Source organism: Kluyvera sichuanensis (genome assembly GCF_040930405.1).
GTDB lineage: Bacteria > Pseudomonadota > Gammaproteobacteria > Enterobacterales > Enterobacteriaceae > Kluyvera > Kluyvera sichuanensis.
Genome location: NZ_CP162271.1, coordinates 138,693 through 156,672, shown reverse-complemented (window position 1 = coordinate 156,672; position 17,980 = coordinate 138,693). Strand labels below are relative to the sequence as shown.

Below are 17,980 nucleotides of genomic sequence, written 5' to 3'. Positions count from 1 at the left end.
ATGGCTGTAACTAAGCTGGTACTGGTTCGTCACGGTGAAAGTCAGTGGAACAACGAAAACCGCTTCACCGGTTGGTACGACGTTGATCTGTCTGAGAAAGGCGTTAGCGAAGCAAAAGCGGCAGGTAAACTGCTGAAGGCTGAAGGCTTCAGCTTTGATTTTGCTTATACCTCCGTGCTGAAACGTGCCATCCACACTCTGTGGAACGTGCTGGATGAACTGGATCAGGCCTGGCTGCCAGTTGAGAAATCCTGGAAGCTGAACGAGCGTCACTACGGTGCGCTGCAGGGTCTGAACAAAGCAGAAACCGCTGAAAAATACGGTGACGAGCAGGTTAAACAGTGGCGTCGCGGCTTCGCGGTAACCCCACCAGAGCTGACCAAAGATGACGAGCGCTACCCGGGCCACGACCCGCGCTACGCGAAGCTGACCGATAAAGAGCTGCCAACCACCGAAAGCCTGGCGCTGACCATCGAACGCGTTGTCCCGTACTGGAATGAAACCATTCTGCCACGCCTGAAAAGCGGTGAGCGCGTGATCATCGCGGCTCACGGTAACTCCCTGCGTGCGCTGGTGAAATACCTGGACAACATGGGCGAAGATGAGATCCTCGAACTGAACATCCCAACTGGCGTACCGCTGGTGTATGAGTTCGACGAAAACTTCAAGCCAATCAAACATTACTATCTGGGTAACGCTGACGAAATCGCTGCAAAAGCGGCGGCGGTAGCAAACCAGGGTAAAGCGAAATAATTTTCGCTGAACGGTAAAAGAAAAAAGCGTGGAATATTCCACGCTTTTTTTATTTCTGCTGTGTTCCCGGCGGCGCGCCTTAACCGCGTTCGCTAACTGGCGCAGCACAGTATCGGTGTCTTCCCAGTTAATGCAGGCGTCGGTGATGCTTTTGCCATATACCAGCGGCTCGCCGCTATCCGGGTTCTGATTACCTTCCACCAGGTGGCTTTCAATCATCACGCCCATAATGGCTTTCTCGCCGTTGGCAATCTGGTTGCAAACGTCAGTGCCCACTTCCATCTGCTTTTTAAACTGCTTGCTGGAGTTAGCGTGGCTGAAATCAATCATGATTTGCGCCGGCAGGCCCGCTTTCGCCAGACCTTCTTTCACCGCCGCCACGTGGGAGGCGCTGTAGTTCGGTTCTTTACCGCCGCGCAGGATGATATGGCAATCGCCGTTACCACTGGTGTTCACAATCGCTGAGTGGCCCCATTTGGTCACGGACAGGAAACAGTGCGGCGCACCGGCGGCATTGATGGCATCAATCGCCACTTTAATGGTGCCATCGGTACCGTTTTTGAAACCGACCGGGCAAGAGAGGCCAGACGCCAGTTCACGGTGAACCTGGGATTCGGTGGTACGCGCACCAATCGCGCCCCAGCTCATGAGATCTGCCAGGTACTGCGGGGTGATCATATCCAGGAACTCGCCCGCCGCTGGCAGGCCGCTGTCGTTAATATCGAGCAGCAGCTTACGTGCGATACGCAGGCCGTCGTTAATCTGGAAGCTGTTATCCATATGCGGATCGTTAATCAGCCCTTTCCAGCCAACGGTGGTGCGCGGCTTTTCAAAATAGACGCGCATGACGATTTCCAGCTCGCCCTGCAGTTCCTCACGAATTTTCAGCAGGCGCTGCGCATACTCTTTGGCAGCAGCCGGATCGTGAATCGAGCAAGGACCAATCACCACCAGTAGACGATCGTCATCCCCTTTCAGGATCTGATGGATCGCTTTACGGGCATGAGACACCGTATTGGCGGCATTTTCAGTGGCTGGGAATTTTTCAAGGAGTGCTACAGGAGGTAATAACTCGTTGATCTCTTTAATGCGTAAATCGTCGTTCTGATAATTCATGACTGTTCCAGTGTTGCCATACTTATACAATTGAGTGCAATCCCCTCAATCTATATCGTCAGCCAAAAAGTGTAAACTGGCTTTTACACTTTAGCCGGATAATAACTAAAAAAACCCTACAATTTAGAATTTAATAGCAATATACCGGTGCAATAACGGCAATTAACAACTCAATAGTCTACAAATTAGGTTAAAAACAATATATTTCAATATCACATGCCGTATCAGGCGCTATTTTTGCCCGTGGGCTTTCGTTGCGTATTTCTGTGCGGAAAATACAAAGATCTGCAATGATGTCAGATAGTCACACTCAAATAGGGAAGGATGAGCGTCATGGCGCATAGGCATGATTCACACTCGCACACTACGCAGAATGATGGCAACGCCCGTCGTTTATTGCTGGCTTTTGGGGTAACCGCTGGTTTTATGGTCGTCGAGGCGATTGGCGGGGTTGTCTCCGGATCGCTAGCGCTGCTCGCCGATGCCGGGCATATGCTGACCGACTCGGCCGCGCTATTGTTCGCACTGCTAGCCGTGCGCTTTGCCAGTCGACCACCAAGCGGGCGTCATACCTTCGGCTGGCTGCGTCTGACCACCCTCGCCGCTTTCGTCAACGCCATCGCCCTGCTGTTTATCATCATCCTGATTGTCTGGGAGGCCGTGCAGCGCTTCTATCATCCGCAGCCGGTGGCAGGCGTCACCATGATGGTCATTGCGGTCGCTGGCCTGCTGGCGAATATTCTGGCCTTCTGGATTTTGCATCGCGGCAGCGAAGAGAAAAACCTCAACGTGCGCGCAGCAGCGCTGCATGTGATGGGCGATTTACTGGGTTCAGTGGGTGCGATTGTGGCGGCAGTGGTGATCATGACCACCGGCTGGACGCCCATCGACCCGATTCTCTCGGTGCTGGTCTCCTGCCTGGTGCTGCGTAGCGCCTGGTCGCTGCTGAAAGAGAGTATGAACGAACTGCTGGAAGGCGCGCCGCAGTCAATCGACGTAGCGGCGTTAAAGCGCAATATGCGCCGTTCACTGCCCGAAGTACGCGATGTGCACCATGTACATGTCTGGCTGGTCGGTGAAAAACCGCTGATGACGCTACACGTTCAGGTGGTGCCGCCGCACGATCACGATGCGCTGCTGGATCGTATTCATCACTTTCTTGAAGAGCACTATCAAATCGATCACGCGACGGTGCAGATGGAATACCAGCCCTGTAGCGGCCCGGAATGCCACCTTAACGAGGCGCATTCCGAACACGGGCATCATCACCACCATTAATGGGACAGCGCGCGAGAACCCCGTTCACGTGCGCTATTCATCCACATCCGGCTGCCATTGAGCGCGATGAAGGTCAGGATCAGATATTCCAGCGCCATGGCGTAAACCCCTTGCAGGGAAAAAATCGCCACGCTGATAACGTTAATGATCACCCACAGCAGCCAGTTCTCGACGTATTTGCGGGTCATCAGCACCATCGCGGCAATCGACAAGACCATCATACTGGAGTCCCAGAACGGGAACGCATCCGGCTGCAGCGTCGGCATCACCACGTTCATGCCCATTCCTTGCATCACGTTAACCGCCACCCGCGTGAGCACGGCGAAAACGGGGTCGATGTAGAGCGTCATTAGCGCAATCGCCACTACACACGCGGCTAGCCAGCTCATGGCCTTCGGCAATGGCAGCCAGCGGATTTGTAGTTCAGCTTCATTCTGGCTGGTCTGCCGCGACCATGCGTACCAGCCGTAAAGGTTGGCCGCAAAAAAGAACAGCTGTAACAGCAGGCTAGCGTAGAGCTGAATCTGGAAAAAGATGATCGCAAACAGCGTGACGTTAATCAGGCCAAACAGGTAGTTCACGATCTTTTCAAGGCTGGCCAGCCAGATACAGAGCAGCCCAGCAACCGTTCCTACCGCTTCTATCCACGAGAGGTCGTAGCCTCCCGCGCCCAGCGGTATATGAACCAGAATGTTTTGCGTACTAAAGAAATCCATTTTAACTCCAGCGCGTTAGAGGTTTACCCTCGTAGTGTAGCCGCAAAATCCAGCATCCGGTTCAGCGGAACCAGCGCGCCCTGACGCAGTTGTTCATCGACGTGGATCTCATGGGCATGCCCGCCGTTCTCCAACCCTTCAGCAATGGCCTTCAGGCCGTTCATCGCCATCCACGGGCAGTGTGCGCAGGTGCGGCAGGTTGCCCCTTCACCGGCGGTTGGCGCTTCGAACAGTTCTTTATCCGGCACGGCCTGCTGCATTTTGTAGAAGATACCGCGATCGGTTGCCACAATAAGCTGCTGGTGCGGCAGCGTTTTGGCGGCATTAATCAACTGACTGGTTGAACCGACGGCATCGGCCATATCAACAATCGCCTGCGGGGACTCCGGGTGCACCAGCACTGCCGCCTGCGGATACAGCGATTTCATGCGGCTCAATGCCTGGGTTTTAAACTCGTCGTGGACGATACATGCCCCCTGCCAGCACAGCACGTCTGCACCGGTCTGCTTTTGCACGTAGCGCCCAAGATGGCGGTCCGGTGCCCAGATGATTTTCTCTCCCAGGCTATCGAGATGTTCGATAAGCTCAACGGCAATGCTTGAGGTCACTACCCAGTCGGCGCGTGCTTTTACCGCCGCCGAAGTATTGGCATAGACCACGACGGTGCGGTCAGGGTGGGCATCACAGAACGCATTGAACTCATCAATAGGACAACCAAGATCGAGCGAGCACTCGGCGTTCAGCGTCGGCATCAGAACCGTTTTTTCCGGGCTGAGGATTTTCGCGGTTTCGCCCATAAAACGAACGCCTGCCACCAGAAGCGTTGAAGCAGAATGTTTTGCCCCGAAGCGCGCCATCTCCAATGAATCAGAAATACAGCCGCCGGTCTCTTCCGCCAACTGTTGGATTTCGGGATCGGTGTAGTAGTGTGCCACCATGACGGCATCACGTTCCTTTAGCAACCGCTTGATTTTCTCGCGATAAAATTGAGTCTCATCAAGACTTAGCGGAACAGGCTTCGGTGGGAACGGATAAATTGCAGCTTCTGGGTCAAACATCACGCTCATCAGGCTTCTCGTTTTACTGGCTTAACGAAATAAACGGTTATTCGGCGAAGATTCGCCGTTACCACGGCAATATGTTTTATATGCTAAACAAGATAGCCGATTCCATGAAAAAAGTCGTGGTGAATTTTGCGCCCTTCCCCGGAGTCGGTGCTTCACACCTCGTCCGGGCTACAGCAAGCACAAACGTAGCCCGGACGAGCGTCAGCGACGCCGGGAAGGTTCTAAAGGTGGGAGTCAAATCGCAGATAGCAAAAAAGCGCCTTTAGGGCGCTTTTTTACATTGGTGGGTCGTGCAGGATTCGAACCTGCGACCAATTGATTAAAAGTCAACTGCTCTACCAACTGAGCTAACGACCCCTTGGGTAAGGGTTACTGCTTAAATCATTTCAGGATGGTGGGGCGTGCAGGATTCGAACCTGCGACCAATTGATTAAAAGTCAACTGCTCTACCAACTGAGCTAACGCCCCATTAGGGTGCCGCCTGAAAGATCTTTTACTCGAAACCACCATTAAGATGGTGGGGCGTGCAGGATTCGAACCTGCGACCAATTGATTAAAAGTCAACTGCTCTACCAACTGAGCTAACGCCCCGAGTGGTGGGTGATGACGGGATCGAACCGCCGACCCCCTCCTTGTAAGGGAGGTGCTCTCCCAGCTGAGCTAATCACCCGATACTGCGCTGGATACTACCTACTGCTTTCACCGTGCCCACCATAAATGATGGTGGGGCGTGCAGGATTCGAACCTGCGACCAATTGATTAAAAGTCAACTGCTCTACCAACTGAGCTAACGCCCCGGTGGTGGGTGATGACGGGATCGAACCGCCGACCCCCTCCTTGTAAGGGAGGTGCTCTCCCAGCTGAGCTAATCACCCGATACTACACTGGATACTGCTTTAAGTGGTGGGTCGTGCAGGATTCGAACCTGCGACCAATTGATTAAAAGTCAACTGCTCTACCAACTGAGCTAACGACCCACTTTTTTCGTCACTTTCAGGATGTTTGATATCCCTTGGCAACGGCGGCATATATTACTGAATTCAGAATTCAGCGCAACAAATATTTCGACAAAGATCACTTAACTGCTTATGTTTCATGCGGCAAGACCAGAAATAAAACAATTTCTGGTCTTACTTCGCGCATTACAGCCCACTAAGACGTTTTTGCGCCTGTTTTGCACCGTCGGTACCTGGGTATTTGCTGACAACCTGCTGGTATACCGCTTTTGCTTTAGCGGTATCACCCTTGTCCTGCATGATGACCCCAACCTTAAACATCGCGTCAGCCGCCTTTGGCGACTTCGGATAGTTTTTCACCACCGACGCAAAATAGTACGCCGCATCATCTTTTTTACCCTTGTTGTAATTCAGCTGCCCCAGCCAATAATTTGCATTCGGCTGGTAGGTTGAATCAGGGTATTTTTTGACGAAGTTCTGAAACGCAGCAATGGCATCATCCTGGCGAGCGTTATCCTTCACCAGCGCGATAGCCGCGTTGTAATCGGTATTGGCATCACCCGTCTGTACCGGCACACCAGAAGCTGCTGCAGGGGCATTACCGCCCGCAGATGCTGCTGGAGCCGCCGCTGCAGGCGCTGCACCGCTCTGGTCGCCCGTCGCTGGAGCTGCACCACCACCGCCGTTCAGGCTGTCAATCTGCAGCATAATCTGCTTTTGACGATCGATGACCTGATTCAGCTGGTACTGACTTTCCTGGATCTGTCCGCGGAGAGCGTCAATATCAGTCTGATTATCGGAGAGTTGCTGCTGGAGTTGGGTTAAAAGCTGACTGTGAGCGTTAGAAATACGCTCGAGTTGGGTGACACGGTCTTCGACCGAGCCTGAGCCGACACTACTGATTGGCGCCTGAGCAAAAGCGGCCCAGGGGGCCGCTATGCCAACCAGTAACGACAGACTCAACATGTGATGTCTGAAGTTACTGCTCATGCAATTCTCTTAGTAAACCAGTACGGCACGACGGTTTTTGGAGTAAGCCGCTTCGTCGTGACCCAGTACTGCAGGTTTTTCTTTACCGTAAGAAACGATGGAGATCTGGTCAGCAGAAACGCCTTTACCCTGCAGGTACATTTTAACAGCGTTTGCACGACGTTCACCCAGGGAGATGTTGTACTCAGGAGTACCACGTTCGTCCGCGTGACCTTCTACGGTGACTTTGTAAGATGGGTTGCTACGCAGGAAGTTAGCGTGAGCATCCAGCATCGCAGCGAAGTCAGAACGGATATCGTACTTGTCCAGATCGAAGTAAACGATGTTGTTCTGCTGCAGCTGCTGCATCTGAAGGCGAGCTTGCTCTTCAGAAGACATGTTGCCGCTACCGTTCGCATCCATACCAGTGCCGGCACCCAGCATGCCTTCGCCGCTCTGGTCATTGCTAGCGTTCTTGTTAGAAGAACATGCCGCGATTGCCATAACAGGCAGAGCGATCATCAGCCCTTTCAGCACTTTGTTCAGTTGCATTTCTATGATTCCTTTAGTAATCAATTAATTATTATTACAGATACGGCGACCAGGCAGGGAATTTGACCTGTCCATCAGTTGCCGGAAGACGCGCTTTGAAACGCCCATCTGTAGAAACCAGATTCAGCACGGATCCCATCCCCTGAGAAGAGCTGTAGATAACCATAGTGCCGTTAGGTGCCAGACTTGGCGTTTCGTCCAGGAACGTTGACGACAGTACTTGTACGCCACCCGCTACCAGATCCTGCTTAGCAATGTGCTGCTGGCCGTTAGCCGAGCTGACCATTACCATAAACTTGCCGTCGCTGCTGACATCAGCATCCTGGTTCTGTGAACCTTCCCAGGTAATACGCTGCGGAGCACCGCCGTTGACGTTAACTTTATACACCTGTGGACGACCGGCCTGGTCAGACGTAAATGCCAGGTTCTGGCTGTCCGGGAACCAGGTTGGTTCAGTGTTGTTGCTGCGACCGTTGGTCACTTGACGAATCTGACCAGAGCCCAGGTCCATCACGTACAGGTTCAGGCTACCGGTTTTCGACAGTGCGAATGCCAGTTTAGAACCATCAGGCGAGAACGCTGGCGCACCGTTGTGCTGCGGGAACGAGGCAATCTGACGCACTGCGCCGTTAGCCAAGGTCTGCACCACCAACGCTGAGCGACCGCTTTCGAAGGTCACATAAGCCACTTTAGAACCGTCCGGAGACCATGCTGGAGACATCAGCGGCTGCGGAGAACGGTGAACCACGAACTGGTTGTAGCCGTCGTAGTCAGAAACGCGCAACTCATACGGGAACTGGCCGCCGTTGGTCTGAACAACGTAAGCAATACGGGTACGGAACGCGCCTTTGATGCCCGTCAGCTTCTCGAACACTTCGTCACTGGCAGTGTGACCGGCATAACGCAGCCACTGCTTGTTAACTTTGTAGGTGTTCTGTGCCAGCACGGAGCCAGGGGCACCGCCGGTATCCACCAGTTGATAAGAGACATTATAGCTGCCATCAGCGTTAGGGCTCACCTGCCCGACAACAACGGCATCAATGCCCAGCGCAGACCATGCGGCTGGCTGAACTTCCTGAGCGCTGCCCGGCTGCTGCGGCAGACGAGAACGATCTAATGGGTTAAATTTCCCGCTGTTACGCAGGTCGGCGCCCACAATGCCGCCGATATCTTCAGGCGCAGCACCTGGCCCCGCCCACTGGAAAGGAACGACGCCAATTGGGCGTGCCGAGTCCACCCCCTGGGTGATCTCGATACGTACTTCTGCGTGCAGCACGGCTGCCCACAGCATCAGAAAACCAAACGCTACTCGTAATGCCTGCTTCATCATTTCTCCCTTATCCAGGCGGAAAGCCCACGATAATTTAGCAGAATGTTAACAAACTAAAATACACAAAACTACCAAAACCCACCGGCGTCCGAAGATAGTTTTCCCCCGCCGGAGCGGGGAAAATTATACTTACGGCTTGAAGTCCAGCGGTGCATTTTTAAACACTTCATATACTGCCTGGCTCGGCGGTTTTGGAATCTTCGCCTGACGGGCTGCAGCAAGTGCGGCCTGACAAAGTGCGGGATCGCCACCCTCAGACTGAATGTCCAGCAACAGGCCGTCTGAAGCGAGTTTTATGCGCAACGTACAGGTTTTTCCTGCATAGGACGATGCGTCGTAGAACTTGCTCTCAATGGCAGTTTTAATCTGCCCAGCGTAGTTGCTGATATCCGCGCCTGACGCGCCATTATTTTTAGTATTACCACTCCCCGCTGCAGAAGCATTGTTACCTTTCGCTCCGCCGCCGGTTTTCGGCGCATTCTTACCAGAACTGAGGTCGCCCAGCAGGTCGTCAACGCCGGAAGAAGCAGCGGCTTTCTCAGCGGCAGCCTTTTTCGCGGCGGCGGCTTTGTCAGCGGCAGCTTTCTTGTCCGCAGCTGCTTTTTCAGCAGCGGCGGCTTTCTTATCTGCAGCCGCTTTGGCAGCAGCAGCGGCCTTATCGGCAGCGGCTTTTTCAGCGGCAGCAGCAGCCTTCTCGGCAGCAGCAGCGGCTTTCTCTTCCGCGGCTTTTTCAGCTGCCGCTTTCTTCGCTGCTTCGGCTGCCGCTTTCTTCTCGGCATCCGCAGCCGCTTTCGCGGCGGCAGCTTCGGCTACCTTTTTAGCATCGGCAGCCGCTTTCGCTGCTTCCGCTTCTGCTTTTTTCTGCGCATCAGCAGCGGCTTTTTTCGCAGCTTCTGCCGCGACTTTAGCCTGAGCATCGGCTTTTGCTTTGGCATCAGCGGCTGCTTTCACCGCCGCATCAGCTGCAGCTTTTGCCTGGGCATCCGCCTTCGCTTTTGCATCGGCCGCTGCTTTTGCCGCCGCTTCTTCAGCCTGCTTCTGCTGCTGCTGTGCTTCTTTGGCCGCTTCCTGAGCCTGCAAACGCTCTTTTTCCAGCGCTTTTAAACGTTCCTGTTCAGCAGCCTGTTTTTCACGTAACTCTTCAGCCTGCTGCTGAGCCTGCTTTTCACGTTGCTCTTGCGCACGTTTCGAGCTGGATTGCTGCTGCTGTTGACGATTATAGTTCTCAACGACCGCGCCGGGATCGACCATGACGGCGTCGATGGACGAACCGCCACCGCCGCCCGCAGAAGCCTCTATATGCTCATCGAACGAGCTCCAGATCAGCGCCGCAAACAGAATGACGTGCAGCACTGCTGAAATAATTATCGCTCGTTTAAGCTTGTCGTTTTGTTCGGTTGCCTTTGACACTCTCGGTTCCCAAAAACTGTTCACCCGTTACTTAATAACGCGCGCAACAGGCCGGAAGCGGCCTGTCACCCTGCGCGTTTGCGCGGCATATCGCAGGTTAAATTGGCTGAGTCATTAACCCGACCGATTTCACCCCGGCGCTGTGTAACAGGTTAAGCGCTTTAATTATTTCATCGTAAGGCACGTCTTTCGCGCCCCCAATTAAGAAGACCGTTTTCGGATTCGCCTGTAAGCGGCGCTGCGCTTCTGCAACAACCTGTTCAGGCGGCAGTTGCGGCATCTTCTCCTGACCGACGTTCACGCTGTATTGTCCAACACCGGACACTTCAACGATAACCGGCGGTTCATCGTTACTGCTCACCGCCTGCGATTCGGTTGCATCAGGAAGATCCACTTCCACGCTCTGCGTAATGATCGGCGCTGTCGCCATAAAGATCAGCAGCAGTACCAACAACACATCCAGCAGCGGAACGATGTTAATTTCGGACTTCAGTTCGCGACGCCCGCGTCCACGTGCTCTGGCCATGGCTTACCCCTTGTTGCTCTCGCTGACGGTAAAAGCCTGACGGTGCAGAATGGCGGTGAACTCTTCCATAAAGTTGTCGTAGTTCAGTTCCAGTTTGTTCACGCGTTGGTTCAGGCGGTTGTACGCCATAACCGCTGGAATTGCCGCAAACAGACCAATAGCGGTGGCGATCAGCGCTTCCGCGATCCCTGGTGCAACCATCTGCAGCGTAGCCTGTTTCACCGCGCCCAGCGCGATAAAGGCGTGCATGATCCCCCATACGGTACCAAACAGGCCGATATAAGGACTGATGGAACCCACGGTGCCGAGGAACGGAATATGCGTTTCCAGCGTTTCCAGTTCGCGGTTCATGGAGATACGCATCGCACGCGAGGCCCCTTCCACAATCGCTTCCGGCGCATGGCTGTTCGCACGGTGTAAGCGCGCAAACTCTTTAAAGCCGCTGTAGAAGATCTGCTCCGATCCCGCGAGGTTTTCGCGACGCCCCTGGCTCTCCTGATACAGGCGAGACAGCTCGATACCGGACCAGAATTTATCTTCAAACGCTTCAGCTTCGCGGCTTGCCGCGTTGAGGATGCGCGTTCTCTGGATGATGATGGCCCAGGAGGCGATTGAAAAACCAATCAAAATCAACATGATAAGTTTAACCAGAAGGCTAGCCTTCAGGAACAAATCAAGGATATTCATGTCAGTCACTGCTTAAACTCCGCGACAATAGACTTGGGAAGCGCACGAGGCTTCATGATGAGTGGATCAACACAGACAATCAGGACTTCTGCTTCGTTCAGTACCTTATTCTCAGCGTTGACAATTCGCTGCGTGAACACCATGGAGGTACCACGCATTGATGTAATTTCTGTCTGGACTTCGAGCATATCGTCGAGTCGGGCAGCCGCAAAATACTCCAGCGTCATTTTACGCACAACAAAGGCCACCCTCTCCGCCAGCAGAACCTGCTGACTGAAGTGGTGGTGCCGCAGCATCTCTGTGCGTGCTCTTTCATAGAAAGCGACATAGCTAGCGTGGTAAACCACACCACCGGCGTCGGTATCTTCGTAATAGACCCGAACCGGCCATCGAAACAGCGTTGTATTCACTTTACATCCCAGTAATGCAAAAAATTTTTGGGTTTTTGAACTTCGCTACTATACGCGCGGGAAAGATGGTTTGGAATGGGGGGAAGTAAACGGAGAGTAAATTTTTATGGGCTTATGCAAGCCCATTATCATCAGGCGATAATTTTCAACGATAGAAGAAGAAAATCAAACCAGCCAGCAGTACCAGATCGGCGATGAGCGGACAAAAAATCCCCTGCCAGTGAACCGTACGCAGACGGAAGCCTACGCCGTGGATCACCCCTGCACACACTGACCACATCAACAAGAAACCGTGCCAGATTTCCAGTTCGCTGGTCTTCGCCGCGAAACGCGTCGGATCCCAGAAGATGCAGCCTGCCAGCAGCAGGGCCATAACAAGGGAAAGCGCCCGCAAGGGGCGCTTATCCATTATCGCGTATAACATTGCGATAACATTTTTCATCAGTGCTTTTCTTCACCCGCTTTGGTTGCTTCGACGTGCTCTAACGCCAGCGCGGTGATCACGCCGAATGCACAGGCAAGAAGCGTTCCCAAAATCCATGCGAAATACCACATATTCAGCTCCTTACTTAGTACAGAGAGTGGGTGTCGCGTTCGATGTCTTCTTTGGTGATGCGACCGAACATTTTCCAGTAACACCAGGTGGTGTAGGCCAGAATAATCGGTACGAAGACAGCGGCGACATAGGTCATCAGGTTCAGCGTCATCTGGCTAGACGTCGCATCCCACATGGTCAGGCTCGCGTTCATCATTGTGCTGGAAGGCATAATGAACGGGAACATAGCAATACCAGCGGTCAGGATAATGCACGCCAGCGTCAGTGAGGAGAACAGGAACGCCCACGCGCCTTTATCCGCCTTGGTGGCCAGGATAGTCAGCAGCGGCAGCACCACGCCCAGAGCAGGAATCGCCCACAGCGCTGGCATGTTGTTGAAGTTCACCATCCACGCACCGGCTTCACGCGCCACTTCTTTGGTCAGCGGGTTAGACGGGCCGGAGTGATCCAGAACCGATTTCACCACATAGCCATCGATGCCGTAGTAAACCCAGACGCCTGCCAGTGCGAAGCACACCAGGGTTACCAGCGCCGTCACCATAGAGACGTTGCGGGTGCGCAGGTGCAGTTCGCCCACGGTACGCATCTGCAGGTAGGTTGCGCCCTGCGTCAGGATCATCGCGACGCTAACAATACCCGCCAGCAGACCAAACGGATTCAGCAACTGGAAGAAGTTACCGGTGTAGTACAGACGCATGTATTCATCGACGTGGAACGGTACGCCCTGCAGCAGGTTACCGAACGCGACGCCAATCACCAGCGGCGGCACGAAGCTACCGATGAAGATGCCCCAGTCCCACATGTTGCGCCAGCGGGTGTCTTCAATCTTAGAGCGGTAGTCAAAACCGACCGGACGGAAGAACAAGGACGCCAGCACCAGAATCATCGCCACATAGAAGCCGGAGAAGGCAGCGGCATACACCATCGGCCACGCGGCGAACAGCGCGCCACCGGCGGTGATGAGCCACACCTGATTACCGTCCCAGTGCGGAGCGATGGAGTTAATCATGATTCGACGCTCGGTGTCGTTACGACCGAGGAAGCGGGTGAGCATGCCCACCCCCATGTCGAAGCCATCGGCGACGGCAAAACCAATCAGCAGAATGCCAATCAGTAGCCACCAGATAAAACGCAATACTTCATAATCGATCATTTGACGACTCCTGTCTTAGCGTGCCGGCTGAGCGGTAGGCTGCTCATAGTGGTAACGACCGGTTTTCAGGCTGCTAGGTCCACGGCGAGCGAATTTGAACATCAGGTACAGCTCCGCCACGAGGAACAGGGTGTACAGGCCGCAAATCAACACCATCGAGAAGATCAGGTCGCCCGCGGTCAGGCTGGAGTTAGCCACTGCCGTCGGCAGCACCTCACCAATCGCCCACGGCTGACGGCCGTATTCCGCCACAAACCAGCCGGATTCGATAGCAATCCACGGCAGCGGAATCGCGTACAGCGCGGTGCGCAGCAGCCATTTTTTCTCGCCAATCTTGTTACGAATGACCGTCCAGAAGGAGGTCGCAATAATCAGCAGCATCAGAATGCCGCAGCCCACCATGATACGGAACGCAAAGTACAGCGGCGCAACGCGTGGGATAGAATCTTTGGTTGCCATCTGGATCTGTGCTTCAGTCGCATCAGACACGTTCGGCGTATAGCGCTTCAGCAGCAAACCGTAGCCCAGGTCTTTCTTCACGTGGTTAAACTCATCGCGAATGGCCTGGTCGGTAGAGCCGCTACGCAGTTGCTCAAGCAGTGCATACGCCTTCATACCGTTACGGATACGCTCTTCGTGCTGCACCATCAGATCTTTCAGACCGGTAACCTGCTTATCAACAGAACGGGTCGCGATGATGCCCAGCGCGTAAGGAATTTGAATGGCGAAGTGGTTTTCCTGCGCATCCTGGTCAGGAATACCAAACAGGGTAAAGGCGGCCGGTGCTGGCTGCGTTTCCCACTCGGCTTCAATCGCAGCCAGTTTGGTTTTCTGTACGTCACCCATTTCGTAACCAGATTCATCACCCAGAACGATAACGGAGAGGATAGCCGCCATGCCGAAGCTGGCTGCAATCGCGAAGGAACGCTTAGCGAAGGCGAAGTCACGGCCGCGCAGCATGTAGTAGGAGCTGATACCGAGAACGAACATCGCGCCGCAGACGTAGCCAGATGCCACGGTATGGACGAATTTCACCTGAGCGACTGGGTTCAGGACCAGCTCGGAGAAGCTGACCATTTCCATACGCATGGTTTCGAAGTTGAAATCAGATGCAATCGGGTTCTGCATCCAGCCGTTCGCCACGAGGATCCACAGTGCAGACAGGTTGGAGCCCAGGGCTACCAGCCAGGTCACCGCCATGTGCTGGACTTTACCCAGACGATCCCAACCGAAGAAGAACAGACCTACAAAGGTAGATTCGAGGAAGAAGGCCATCAGACCTTCGATGGCCAGCGGCGCACCGAAGATATCGCCCACGTAGTGGGAATAGTACGACCAGTTAGTCCCGAACTGGAACTCCATGGTCAGACCGGTAGCCACACCCAGCGCAAAGTTGATACCAAACAACTTGCCCCAGAACTTGGTCATATCTTTATAAATCTGTTTGCCGGAAAGGACGTAAACCGTTTCCATGATTGCCAGCAGGAACGCCATACCGAGCGTTAGCGGAACAAACAGGAAGTGGTACATCGCGGTCAAGGCAAACTGTAAGCGCGACAGTTCGACTATATCTAACATCATGACTCCTTGCTCATCGCATGAAGACTCCGAGAATGAATCCGTAGACCGGGATTCAAACACATGCCCCAATACAAATTGATTTGTCCCCTTCCCTACAACCGCCCCTTGGTGAGCACCGGAAACAGCCATAAGCGAAAGTTACAAACGTGTTAATAAAAAACTCAATTGATCCCTAAAATATATTACGCTGTAAAACCCTTACAATAAACAGGTTTTTATTGGAGAAGTTTTACGTTTTTCGACGGTGATCAATTTATAGCGAATCAAGCATTATCCAGCCAGTTTGATCCACGACAATTTAGCCGTTTTAGCCACCGATAGCCAGTGATTACATATTGATTTAAATCAACTTAACGCGAGATTGTTAATTATGTTTTTAATTGAATATTATGATGAACAAAATGTTAACGATGTGTTTTTAATTTGACTTTGATGGTTATCAAATGAAGTGAAATTAGACATGGAGGTAATTAGATTTAACCTTGCCAGGTGCGAATAAGCACAATTCCCCCGTATAGTTTAAAGTAGACCGTCCCTCATTTTTTTCCACATCGCACATTGCATTATGATGCAAATAACATTTCATTTACTTTAAATATTAATAAATTAACATTTGCAGATATCAGCGCCGTTTCCACCCTGCTGACAAATGATTTTGTTTGGCTATCGTTTGCACAAAAAACAGGCGACAGTAACTGACGTAGATAAAATTAACCCACGTGTACAACGTTGCAACAATCTGGGAGGGGGAACGACAAAAAAAGGCCACCCAAGGGCGGCCAACCATGTCGAAACAAGACATATAAGGCTCCCTCTTCCCTGTATGCAGCGGGAATTCAGTGAGGGAGCAGAGAGGATTACTTAATGACGGACTTCAGCGCTTCACCGATGTCAGCCAGGCTGCGAACGGTCTTCACGCCAGCGGCTTCCAGGGCAGCAAATTTCTCATCAGCGGTACCTTTACCACCGGCAATGATGGCGCCTGCGTGGCCCATACGCTTGCCTTTAGGCGCGGTAACGCCTGCGATGTAGCCAACAACCGGCTTGGTGACGTGTTCTTTGATGTAGGCCGCCGCTTCTTCTTCCGCGCTACCACCGATTTCACCGATCATCACGATCGCTTCGGTCTGCGGGTCTTCCTGGAACAGCTTCAGGATATCGATGAAGTTAGAGCCTGGGATCGGGTCGCCGCCGATGCCCACACAGGTAGACTGGCCAAAACCGTAGTCAGTGGTCTGCTTAACCGCTTCGTAAGTCAGGGTGCCGGAACGGGAGACGATACCCACTTTACCTGGCTTGTGAATGTGACCCGGCATGATGCCGATTTTGCATTCGCCCGGGGTGATAACACCTGGGCAGTTCGGGCCAATCATGCGCACGCCGGCTTCATCCAGTTTCACCTTCACGGTCAGCATATCCAGCGTAGGGATACCTTCGGTGATGGTGATGATCAGTTTGATGCCTGCATCGATAGCTTCCAGGATAGAGTCTTTGCAGAACGGTGCTGGAACGTAGATAACGGTGGCGGTTGCGCCCGTTGCTTCTACCGCTTCACGCACGGTATTGAACACTGGCAGGCCCAGATGAGTGGTGCCGCCTTTGCCTGGGGTTACGCCGCCAACCATCTGCGTACCGTAAGCAATCGCTTGTTCGGAGTGGAAAGAACCCTGGCTACCGGTGAAGCCCTGGCAGATAACCTTGGTGTTTTTATCGATTAAAATGGACATTATTTCCCCTCCACTGCGGCAACAACCTGCTGTGCTGCGTCCGTCAGACTTTTCGCTGCAATAATATTCAGGCCGCTGTCAGCCAGTTTCTTCGCGCCGAGTTCGGCGTTGTTGCCTTCCAGACGGACAACAACCGGGACGTTAACGCCCACTTCTGCTACCGCGCCGATGATACCGTCAGCGATCAGGTCGCAACGTACGATACCGCCGAAGATGTTAACCAGAACGGCTTTAACATTGTCATCAGAGAGGATGATTTTAAACGCTTCAGTCACGCGCTCTTTGGTTGCGCCGCCGCCAACGTCCAGGAAGTTCGCTGGTTCGCCGCCGTGCAGTTTAACGATGTCCATGGTGCCCATTGCCAGGCCCGCACCGTTAACCATGCAACCGATGTTGCCATCAAGTGCAACGTAGTTCAGTTCCCACTGTGCCGCCTGCGCTTCACGCGGGTCTTCCTGAGACTGGTCACGCATTTCGCGCAGGTCAGCCTGACGGAACAGTGCGTTGCCGTCAGCGCCCAGTTTGCCGTCGAGGCAGATCAGGTCGCCCTGCTTGGTCACGACCAGCGGGTTGATTTCGATAAGCGCCAGGTCGCGCTCCAGGAAAATCGTTGCCAGACCCATGAAGATCTTGGTGAACTGCTGAACCTGTTTACCTTCCAGACCCAGTTTGAACGCCAGTTCACGACCCTGATAAGGCATTGGGCCTGCCAGCGGATCCAGCGCAACTTTGTGGATCAGGTGCGGGGTTTCTTCCGCCACTTTTTCAATTTCTACGCCGCCTTCGGTAGAGGCCATGAAGACCACGCGACGGGAGCTACGGTCAACAACCGCGCCCAGGTACAGTTCTTTACCGATGTCGGTCGCGGCTTCAACCAGAATCTGGTTAACCGGCTGGCCGTGTGCATCCGTCTGGTAGGTTACCAGGCGTTTGCCCAGCCAATGCTCTGCAAAAGCGCGAATGTCTTCTTTAGAGTTTACGACCTTCACACCGCCCGCTTTACCGCGGCCACCAGCGTGAACCTGACATTTCACTACCCACGGGCCAGCGCCGATTTTTGAAGCGGCTTCTTCTGCTTCACGCGGAGTAGTACAGGCATAACCCACCGGAGCCGGTAAGCCATAGCGGGCAAAGAGTTGTTTTGCCTGATATTCATGTAAGTTCATGTGTTCTATCCATCCTATAAAATGTTG

At 53.4% G+C, this 17,980-nt stretch carries 17 protein-coding genes, 7 tRNA genes and 1 pseudogene; 2 read left to right on the top strand and 23 right to left on the bottom strand.

Translation table 11 applies throughout. From position 1 onward, the window contains the following. A complete protein-coding gene (gene gpmA / locus AB2B48_RS00775) occupies positions 1-753 on the top strand; it encodes a 2,3-diphosphoglycerate-dependent phosphoglycerate mutase (RefSeq protein WP_035892201.1) in 753 nt (250 codons plus the stop codon). Between the two features lie 69 nt (positions 754-822). Here gpmA and aroG read toward each other — a convergent pair. Beyond that, positions 823-1,869, bottom strand: a pseudogene (gene aroG / locus AB2B48_RS00770) (3-deoxy-7-phosphoheptulonate synthase AroG); the annotation flags it as partial. Between the two features lie 333 nt (positions 1,870-2,202). Here aroG and zitB point away from each other — a divergent pair. Continuing rightward, complete coding sequence (zitB, locus tag AB2B48_RS00765; protein WP_185666734.1) at positions 2,203-3,147, top strand: CDF family zinc transporter ZitB; 945 nt, start codon at positions 2,203-2,205, stop codon at positions 3,145-3,147. Here the strand turns inward: zitB and pnuC are convergent. The 22 genes from pnuC to sucC all read right to left on the bottom strand — a co-directional run bounded on the left by pnuC (position 3,144) and on the right by sucC (position 17,953). Then, the gene (pnuC, locus tag AB2B48_RS00760) at positions 3,144-3,863 is read right to left on the bottom strand and encodes a nicotinamide riboside transporter PnuC (protein ID WP_368300539.1); all 720 of its coding nucleotides are present in this window, start codon (positions 3,861-3,863) and stop codon (positions 3,144-3,146) included. The genes zitB and pnuC overlap by 4 nt on opposite strands. Before the next feature lie 23 nt (positions 3,864-3,886). Beyond that, positions 3,887-4,930 (bottom strand): quinolinate synthase NadA, encoded by a 1,044-nt coding sequence (nadA, locus tag AB2B48_RS00755; protein ID WP_368300538.1) that lies wholly within the window; start codon positions 4,928-4,930, stop codon positions 3,887-3,889. Positions 4,931-5,211: 281 nt separating this feature from the next. Further along, a tRNA-Lys gene (locus tag AB2B48_RS00750) sits at positions 5,212-5,287 on the bottom strand. Positions 5,288-5,322: 35 nt separating this feature from the next. Beyond that, positions 5,323-5,398 (bottom strand) — tRNA-Lys (locus AB2B48_RS00745). A gap of 47 nt (positions 5,399-5,445) precedes the next feature. Next, positions 5,446-5,521: transfer RNA gene (locus AB2B48_RS00740), tRNA-Lys, on the bottom strand. 3 nt (positions 5,522-5,524) lie between these two features. After that, a tRNA-Val gene (locus AB2B48_RS00735) sits at positions 5,525-5,600 on the bottom strand. 51 nt (positions 5,601-5,651) lie between these two features. Then, a tRNA-Lys gene (locus tag AB2B48_RS00730) sits at positions 5,652-5,727 on the bottom strand. A gap of 2 nt (positions 5,728-5,729) precedes the next feature. Next, positions 5,730-5,805, bottom strand: a tRNA-Val gene (locus AB2B48_RS00725). Between the two features lie 26 nt (positions 5,806-5,831). Further along, positions 5,832-5,907 (bottom strand) — tRNA-Lys (locus AB2B48_RS00720). A gap of 165 nt (positions 5,908-6,072) precedes the next feature. Then, positions 6,073-6,876, bottom strand: coding sequence for a cell division protein CpoB (gene cpoB, locus AB2B48_RS00715; protein WP_368300537.1), 804 nt, complete (start codon positions 6,874-6,876; stop codon positions 6,073-6,075). Between the two features lie 9 nt (positions 6,877-6,885). Then, positions 6,886-7,407 carry a peptidoglycan-associated lipoprotein Pal gene (gene pal / locus AB2B48_RS00710; protein WP_185669327.1) on the bottom strand — a complete coding sequence of 174 codons (522 nt, stop codon included), beginning with the start codon at positions 7,405-7,407 and terminating at the stop codon, positions 6,886-6,888. A 34-nt stretch (positions 7,408-7,441) separates the two neighbouring features. Next, positions 7,442-8,734, bottom strand: coding sequence for a Tol-Pal system beta propeller repeat protein TolB (gene tolB, locus AB2B48_RS00705; RefSeq protein WP_185669366.1), 1,293 nt, complete (start codon positions 8,732-8,734; stop codon positions 7,442-7,444). 132 nt (positions 8,735-8,866) lie between these two features. Further along, the gene (gene tolA / locus AB2B48_RS00700; protein ID WP_368300536.1) at positions 8,867-10,147 is read right to left on the bottom strand and encodes a cell envelope integrity protein TolA; all 1,281 of its coding nucleotides are present in this window, start codon (positions 10,145-10,147) and stop codon (positions 8,867-8,869) included. 97 nt (positions 10,148-10,244) lie between these two features. Next, positions 10,245-10,673 (bottom strand): colicin uptake protein TolR, encoded by a 429-nt coding sequence (tolR, locus tag AB2B48_RS00695; protein WP_035892731.1) that lies wholly within the window; start codon positions 10,671-10,673, stop codon positions 10,245-10,247. A gap of 3 nt (positions 10,674-10,676) precedes the next feature. Then, positions 10,677-11,369 carry a Tol-Pal system protein TolQ gene (gene tolQ, locus AB2B48_RS00690; RefSeq protein ID WP_185669329.1) on the bottom strand — a complete coding sequence of 231 codons (693 nt, stop codon included), beginning with the start codon at positions 11,367-11,369 and terminating at the stop codon, positions 10,677-10,679. Then, a complete protein-coding gene (gene ybgC, locus AB2B48_RS00685) occupies positions 11,366-11,770 on the bottom strand; it encodes a tol-pal system-associated acyl-CoA thioesterase (RefSeq protein ID WP_035892730.1) in 405 nt (134 codons plus the stop codon). The genes tolQ and ybgC overlap by 4 nt, the downstream gene beginning before the upstream one ends. A gap of 145 nt (positions 11,771-11,915) precedes the next feature. Beyond that, complete coding sequence (gene ybgE, locus AB2B48_RS00680) at positions 11,916-12,212, bottom strand: cyd operon protein YbgE (RefSeq protein ID WP_035892729.1); 297 nt, start codon at positions 12,210-12,212, stop codon at positions 11,916-11,918. After that, on the bottom strand, positions 12,212-12,325 hold the full coding sequence (gene cydX / locus AB2B48_RS00675; RefSeq protein WP_003858598.1) for a cytochrome bd-I oxidase subunit CydX: 114 nt from the start codon (positions 12,323-12,325) through the stop codon (positions 12,212-12,214). Before cydX ends, ybgE begins: the two co-directional genes overlap by 1 nt. 14 nt (positions 12,326-12,339) lie before the next feature. Next, complete coding sequence (gene cydB, locus AB2B48_RS00670; RefSeq protein ID WP_368300535.1) at positions 12,340-13,479, bottom strand: cytochrome d ubiquinol oxidase subunit II; 1,140 nt, start codon at positions 13,477-13,479, stop codon at positions 12,340-12,342. 15 nt (positions 13,480-13,494) lie between these two features. After that, complete coding sequence (gene cydA / locus AB2B48_RS00665) at positions 13,495-15,057, bottom strand: cytochrome ubiquinol oxidase subunit I (RefSeq protein WP_185669367.1); 1,563 nt, start codon at positions 15,055-15,057, stop codon at positions 13,495-13,497. Positions 15,058-15,917: 860 nt separating this feature from the next. Further along, entirely contained in the window at positions 15,918-16,787 is an 870-nt protein-coding gene (sucD, locus tag AB2B48_RS00660) for a succinate--CoA ligase subunit alpha (protein ID WP_166514885.1), read from the bottom strand. Next, positions 16,787-17,953, bottom strand: a complete 1,167-nt coding sequence (gene sucC / locus AB2B48_RS00655) for an ADP-forming succinate--CoA ligase subunit beta (RefSeq protein WP_003022927.1) — start codon at positions 17,951-17,953, stop codon at positions 16,787-16,789. Before sucC ends, sucD begins: the two co-directional genes overlap by 1 nt. Positions 17,954-17,980 lie beyond the last annotated feature (27 nt).

Excerpts from the sequence above, each read along its gene's own strand:
- gpmA (WP_035892201.1), top strand. The coding sequence starts at position 1 with ATGGCTGTAACTAAGCTGGTACTGGTTCGTCACGGTGAAAGTCAGTGG.
- zitB (WP_185666734.1), top strand. The coding sequence starts at position 2,203 with ATGGCGCATAGGCATGATTCACACTCGCACACTACGCAGAATGATGGC.
- pnuC (WP_368300539.1), bottom strand. The coding sequence starts at position 3,863 with ATGGATTTCTTTAGTACGCAAAACATTCTGGTTCATATACCGCTGGGC.
- nadA (WP_368300538.1), bottom strand. The coding sequence starts at position 4,930 with ATGAGCGTGATGTTTGACCCAGAAGCTGCAATTTATCCGTTCCCACCG.
- cpoB (WP_368300537.1), bottom strand. The coding sequence starts at position 6,876 with ATGAGCAGTAACTTCAGACATCACATGTTGAGTCTGTCGTTACTGGTT.
- pal (WP_185669327.1), bottom strand. The coding sequence starts at position 7,407 with ATGCAACTGAACAAAGTGCTGAAAGGGCTGATGATCGCTCTGCCTGTT.
- tolB (WP_185669366.1), bottom strand. The coding sequence starts at position 8,734 with ATGAAGCAGGCATTACGAGTAGCGTTTGGTTTTCTGATGCTGTGGGCA.
- tolR (WP_035892731.1), bottom strand. The coding sequence starts at position 10,673 with ATGGCCAGAGCACGTGGACGCGGGCGTCGCGAACTGAAGTCCGAAATT.
- ybgE (WP_035892729.1), bottom strand. The coding sequence starts at position 12,212 with ATGAAAAATGTTATCGCAATGTTATACGCGATAATGGATAAGCGCCCC.
- cydX (WP_003858598.1), bottom strand. The coding sequence starts at position 12,325 with ATGTGGTATTTCGCATGGATTTTGGGAACGCTTCTTGCCTGTGCATTC.
- cydB (WP_368300535.1), bottom strand. The coding sequence starts at position 13,479 with ATGATCGATTATGAAGTATTGCGTTTTATCTGGTGGCTACTGATTGGC.
- cydA (WP_185669367.1), bottom strand. The coding sequence starts at position 15,057 with ATGTTAGATATAGTCGAACTGTCGCGCTTACAGTTTGCCTTGACCGCG.
- sucD (WP_166514885.1), bottom strand. The coding sequence starts at position 16,787 with ATGTCCATTTTAATCGATAAAAACACCAAGGTTATCTGCCAGGGCTTC.
- sucC (WP_003022927.1), bottom strand. The coding sequence starts at position 17,953 with ATGAACTTACATGAATATCAGGCAAAACAACTCTTTGCCCGCTATGGC.